The sequence below is a fragment of the Collimonas sp. genome, from assembly GCF_035566375.1.
Taxonomy (GTDB): Bacteria; Pseudomonadota; Gammaproteobacteria; order Burkholderiales; family Burkholderiaceae_D; genus Collimonas.
Map to the genome: position 1 here is coordinate 21,430 of NZ_DATMRK010000065.1, position 6,000 is coordinate 27,429.

Below are 6,000 nucleotides of genomic sequence, written 5' to 3' on the forward strand. Positions count from 1 at the left end.
GTTGGCTTATTTCGCTACTCATAGAGCGGGTTTCAGGATGTCAATCTTGAGGATGCGCATGGCCTCGTCCTTGATCAGGTCGGTATGACCGTTCGCGTCGCTCTTGCCCTCGATCACCCGTCCGTCGTCCAGCGTGATGCGGTAAGGCTGGTGAGCCGCTGCCGCCGCCGATTCCGGCGACTCGCCCGGATAGTGCAAGCGGAAACGCTGATCCGTCGGTGCGTTGTTGAAATTTGTCTTGGCCGCCTGCTGCGTCGAGGGGCCGCCCCACTGGTGCGACGCGGAGAGCAGTTTGATATCGCCGTTCGTCCCCAGCGTCACGCCGCCACCGATCTTGATGTAACTGCCGTCTTCGGCTACGAAACGAATCGTCGGCGCCGTGATCAGCACTTCATTCTCGTTGCTGCTGATCTTGACGCCCTTTTGCGCGTTGGCCGTCAATGCATCGGTTTGCACCTGCAGCAGCATCGGCCCTTCGCCTGCGATCGCCTGGATGCCTTTGCCGCGCGCGAACAACTGCATGCCTTGGCCTGCGGTTGCATTCAAGCGCTGGCCGCTCATCAATTGCAGATGCTGTTGCGCTACCTGGTCGATGTTCTCGCCGGCATAGGTCACATGCGTTTTAGGCGTGACGGCGATCGACCCCGTGGCCGCACCGAATGCCATGATGGCTGGCGCATCCCCGGCACCAGCAGATGTACTACCCGCGCCAGCGCTAGTTGTATCCCAATTCTTGAGTGCTGTTGCGAGCTGGTTCTGGGCAGTGCCATCCGCGGCCTGGCCGCCGTGCTGACCGGCATATTCACCGAGAGCCTTGAACAATTCCGTGCACTCGCCGAGCAACTGGTTCAGTTCATCGCGCTCAAGAAAGTGTCCGGTCGCCTTGTTGCGCGCGTAGGTGGTCAAGAGGATGCCTTTCGCAGCACGCAGCGAAGCCGCCGCATCCGTGCGCAATTCTGCGCCCTCGCCCCGCGCCTCGCCACTGCCGTTGGTGCGGGGTTGCGTCAGATAGCCCAGATTGAGCTCACTGGCCGCATGCTCGCTGGCCAACTGGCTACTGATTTGGCCAGAAGTGTCATCAAAACGGAGCTGATTGTAGCGGTTCCCTTTGATCTCCTTGGTCTTCATGCCGGACAGGAAACGATTGCCGGGCAGCGCGCCGGTATGACTGAAGGTCGCCGGCATGTTCGGTCCGTTATGCAGGACGCCGGTGACGAACATCTTATCCGGATCGCCATTCAGGAAATCCAGGGCAACCTCCATCCCTACTCGCGGCAAGGTATCGTGGCCATAGTTTTTACCGGCCCAGCTGCTGCTGACCCGCACATAGGCGCTGTCTGTCTGCGTGCCGCTGGTTCCTGCGCCTTGCGCATGCGCGTGATCGTCCGGATTCAAACCCTGGATCTGTATCTTGATGCGACCGAATTCGTCGCAATGAACCTCTTCCCCTTGCGGCCCGACTACCAGCGCCGTGATCGGATAGACACGCGGCAGATCGATGCGCGGATCGTATGCGGGGGTCAGTGCCACGCCACGTCGCACGCAGGTGAAGGTGTTGTTGTAACGGGTGTCGGGCGTTCCTGGCGAGAGGGTCTGGGTGACGGCCGCCAATGAGCCGGCGTGCCAACGGCTGCTGTCAAACAGTGATTGCGCACGCTCGTTCAGCTCCTTCGGCAAGTTATTCTCGCCGCGGTGATGCAATGCGGTGACCATGAACTGCCGCTGCTCCTGCGGATGCGTATCCACCTCGGGATGGCCAGTCAATTCGAACCAGCGGCCGACCGCCAGATCGCGCACGCCACTTGCGCCGTCCACGCTGGCGGCCCTGAGTTCGTGCGACAGCATCCTCGCCTTGGTCAGCCGGTCGTAATCCGCCCAGGAATCACCGGCGTGCGGCACATCAATGACGTTATCGGAGAGGAGTTGCGCGAGATCGTTGCCGGCCTGTCCCTGATCGACGATGCTGGTTTGCGACGCCTGCGCCATCTTGCCGCTCTTGTAATCCGAGCTGGCGCGCTGGACACTGCCGGACACGAGTTGTTGCCAGGCCGACCACAGCGTCACCGAATCACGCTCTTCGGTGGCAGCATCGCGGTGATAGCGGATAGTGCCGGCGCCCGATTGCGGCAATTTCATCGGGTCATCGAAAAACACCAGCGTATGTATCGGTAAATCGCTGTTATTGGCGTTATTGCTGGCAGACGAAGCCTGTTCCCGTTGGCCGGCTGCCGTGAACCATGCAATACCTTCGCGACGGCAGATCCGACGGATAAAATCAGCATCGGATTCATGAAACTGCACCGTGAGTTCGCGCACAGGGTACTGACTGCGGTCTGTGCCGGATAGATCAAAGTCGAAGGCGCGCGCGAGCGCAGGGCTTTTCTTCTGCCATTCCTTCAGCAAGATTTCAATCACGTCCAGCACATTTTTAGTGCGGAATATGCGGGTATTAATCCGTCGTTCCAGCACTGACAATGCGTCGCGGATAGTTAATTGATAGGTAGCGAGCGATCCATCGGATTGCCCCGCGCGCGCGTCCGTGATAATCCCGCAAATCTTATGCAATGCGCCGCGGTCGTTGACCAGCTGGACCGACACCGGCAGTCCGATAAACGCATTGAGCGGCAGGTTGGAGCGCGTCGACAGACAGGTCAAATGCCCTTCGATACCTGAACAGAGGCCTTCGGTAATATCGATGCGCTGAACCACCAGGACCTGTTCGAGGGTACTCTGGGCACTGCCCCAGTGCAGACGAATAGGCCGGTTCTCCTGATTCAACGAACCGGAGGCAAACGCTTGCAATGCGTCGGCGAGATTCACGCTACTGCTCTCTTACAGCGACGAACATATACGATCGGCATTTTGGTGTCCTAATTGCAATTAATAGAAAATGCAGCGGTCAAATGGATCAGGGACTGGGGACGCGAAATGCACTTTATTTAAAGAGGTACGCACCCTACACGGTTTAACATTGCTGCGTAACTGTCAAAATTGTCAGGGGTCATCAGTAGAAAACACCCTTATCAAACGGCAATCTTGTAAGTTGGAAACAATACGTCCAGCGACTTTATCATTAGAGTAGGCGACGAGTATCTCGATGAGAAAAGATTAACGTTCTTTCACACTTTTCGTTGGCTGACAGCAACACATATCCATTGACGACCGGCAAAGCGCGCCGCCGATGTTACGACAGCCGTCCACGCAGGAGGGCATCTTGGACGCGCAAACACAGACATTGAGATTGATGCAGGGTCTAGGGCGTGTTGACAATTAGCAGATCCAGATGAATGCAGCGGCGAGCGCAACGCATGACGAGAAGCGTTCGGAGAGTTTGTCGTACCGGGTGGCGATGCGATGGAATTGCTTGATGCGACAGAAGAAACGTTCTACCAGTGGGCAGCGCCCGATACACAGAAGCCGGGGTCACACAGAAGCCGGGGTCAAGTCTTGCAATGACACATCCAGTTAATATCGATTAATTCAGATTGCTGAGCGAGTAGGAAAATAAGCTCTGTAATCGATCGATATTTCATTGCAAGACCTGCCCCCAGGCTCTTGTTCGCAGCTGAGTTAGCTCAGATAAGCGCAGCATCAAATAACTTACAGGCCATCATTGCGATGGCCTGCTTTTTTTTTTACGCTTTGGTGATCACCAAGCGCCCTGCCGTAACCTTGACCTTGATACGAGTCTGCGGCGTAAAACCGGCTTCTGTCAGCCACAAACCGTATAACCGGATCCACGGTTTTCTGGCTTGCCATTCGGGGTATAGGCCTACTGTCAGATGGCGTTCTGGGTGTTTCTTTCTGGTGGACGCTGGAACGGTGTCTTTTCTGGGACGCGTGGATTGGGGAGAGATTTTGGGCGTGCTGATCCTGTTGCTTAGCATGGCGAACTCCTTTGGGTAGCAGTCAAGTCGCGTCCCGCTTCTAAACGGGGTGGGCGGCAAATAGCAGGATTAGAAGACCGGTACCCAAAAGCAAACCGGCAGCCCGAAGACTCCCCGCCATCACCGCCCATAGGGACGAACGAAGGCGACACACATGAAAAAACCGCATTGCGCGGTTTGTGCGCTTTTGAGTATCTAGGCTTCTAAACCCGGCCCCTTCTTTATTCAGGGACGGGACGACTATAGATGCTATTGGATACGATGACAATCCATGTATGCCGCAACCGATGAAAGATAAGACTTTGCGTATGCGAGCGCAAGTCCGCATCGTATTGCCACGTCGACGCGCTGACCATCCCTATCCATGCTCCGAGGGTCGATGCTGAGCTTCCGAAGTAGGACGTTGACTCTCCGAGGCAGGACGTTGTCCCTCCGAGGCAGGACGTTGACCCTCCGAGGCAGGACGTTGCCCCTTCGAGGCAGGACGTTGACCCTTCGAGGCAGGACGTTGACCCTCCGAGGCACTACAGCGGACTCCCGAGCTAGGAAATTGACATTATTTGTATCAACTCGGACTCAACCGTACATGCAACGTCAGATTTTATCGCGACTAAGCCGCCTTTAAAGGAGCGCAATCGGCCAGCAGGAACCGGCCCGTCGAGCATCTCCGGCGATGGTCCGCCACAGACTGAAACCTGCCACTCAATATTCATTGACGACCGGCAGCAGACGACCCAAAGCGGAAGTTCAGATTTTCCCATAGCGGACGTTCAAATATTGGAATAAGGCGGTTTCTCGTCGTTCAAACAGCCGTCGTTGAACTCTATGGAAATGCTAGGTATCCAGAGAAATTTCGTCCCAAGCCTCTGAACCCATCACCCACTCAAGTGCCCACCGTCGATACTCAATCGCACGAACATTAACGGACGGACGCTGACCATTCGACTGAATCTCGAGGCAGGACCAATGAATACAATAAGATGCGTCGAGCGCTGATAACACAGCGGCCTCCCGTCGAAGTTTGACTGTGCCCGTGAAGCGATGCGGGGTCTCTTGAACCTTAAGATTTGGAAATATGAAAACCAAGTTGGTTGGTGGGGCTGCATTCCAGCTGAACGAATTCACTAGTCCAAGGACCCACGCGAGCGCAAAGAGGGATTCCGCAAGAAGTTGAAAGGACTGGACGTTTTCTGATTCACCTTGAAGGAACGCCGACTCCGCGCCAGAGAGTTCTTGCGACAGATTGTATTCCTGAAGCCAAGCCAACCCGGATTCGCGAGAGAATCCGTAGGAACATGCAACGATGACGTTTAGTGCAAGTGCCCGCCGACTAATTTCCGTCGCACTGCGAAGGGTAAGCGACGCATCAAGCTTAGGAAGCGACGGATTAGTGGGTAAACCAAGGCTATCGCATATTCTAAGAGACGACGCGCGGAGAGTCTGAGTCAGGTTCATGTACTCTTACCTTCTCAATTTTTTGTGCGTTCGGCTTGTTGGCAATCTTTGATGGTTTGGGCTGTGTAGACCATAATAATGGAAGATGTTTTTTTCCCATTCATTGTCTTATCACCAATCGCAATTAAAGTACGCGCCCCATTCTTACAAAAGAAGATTTCAGTAGCATCGTTTTGTTCAAGTTTCATCCATCCCATATCTGCCAATTTATCTATATATTTTTTCTGCAATGATTCATTAAACGAATCCGCATCCAGCGTTAAAAAATAATAGTTGGCATTTCTTCTGCCATCCTGATAGTCCATCACCTTTCCACCACTATCAATCAACGCCTGCATATCAATGCGAAACATACGACCAGCAGCACGTATTTCTGCATCAGATGGTCCACCAGAGCAACCAAATAAAAATATACTCAAGATGCAGACTAACATTGTTGTCTTCATTTTATTTCCATTGAAATATTTCCAAAAATGTACAACGGCAGCTCTAGAGAATTTTTCTGGGGGACCGCTTGTGGCCGAAAGCTGGCTTTAGCATTCAATACCATTCACGGCAACGTCCAAGAAATCGGGCGACTTCCACCTATATTTGCGTCAGTTGCCCGACCTAGTACTTGTCGTTCGTCCAGGTCTGGCGCAATCTCGCGCTGAGACGA

At 54.4% G+C, this 6,000-nt stretch carries 4 protein-coding genes; all 4 read right to left on the reverse strand.

Annotated elements, in window-relative coordinates:
- Positions 1-18 precede the first annotated feature (18 nt).
- Positions 19-2,820 carry a type VI secretion system Vgr family protein gene (locus VNZ60_RS20465; protein ID WP_325662447.1) on the reverse strand — a complete coding sequence of 934 codons (2,802 nt, stop codon included), beginning with the start codon at positions 2,818-2,820 and terminating at the stop codon, positions 19-21.
- Positions 2,821-3,635: 815 nt separating this feature from the next.
- Positions 3,636-3,887, reverse strand: a complete 252-nt coding sequence (locus tag VNZ60_RS25310; protein ID WP_414648927.1) for a SymE family type I addiction module toxin — start codon at positions 3,885-3,887, stop codon at positions 3,636-3,638.
- Between the two features lie 834 nt (positions 3,888-4,721).
- Positions 4,722-5,342, reverse strand: a complete 621-nt coding sequence (locus tag VNZ60_RS25315) for a DUF4272 domain-containing protein (protein WP_414648928.1) — start codon at positions 5,340-5,342, stop codon at positions 4,722-4,724.
- Positions 5,343-5,356: 14 nt separating this feature from the next.
- Entirely contained in the window at positions 5,357-5,788 is a 432-nt protein-coding gene (locus tag VNZ60_RS20475) for a hypothetical protein (protein ID WP_325662448.1), read from the reverse strand.
- Positions 5,789-6,000: the final 212 nt, after the last annotated feature.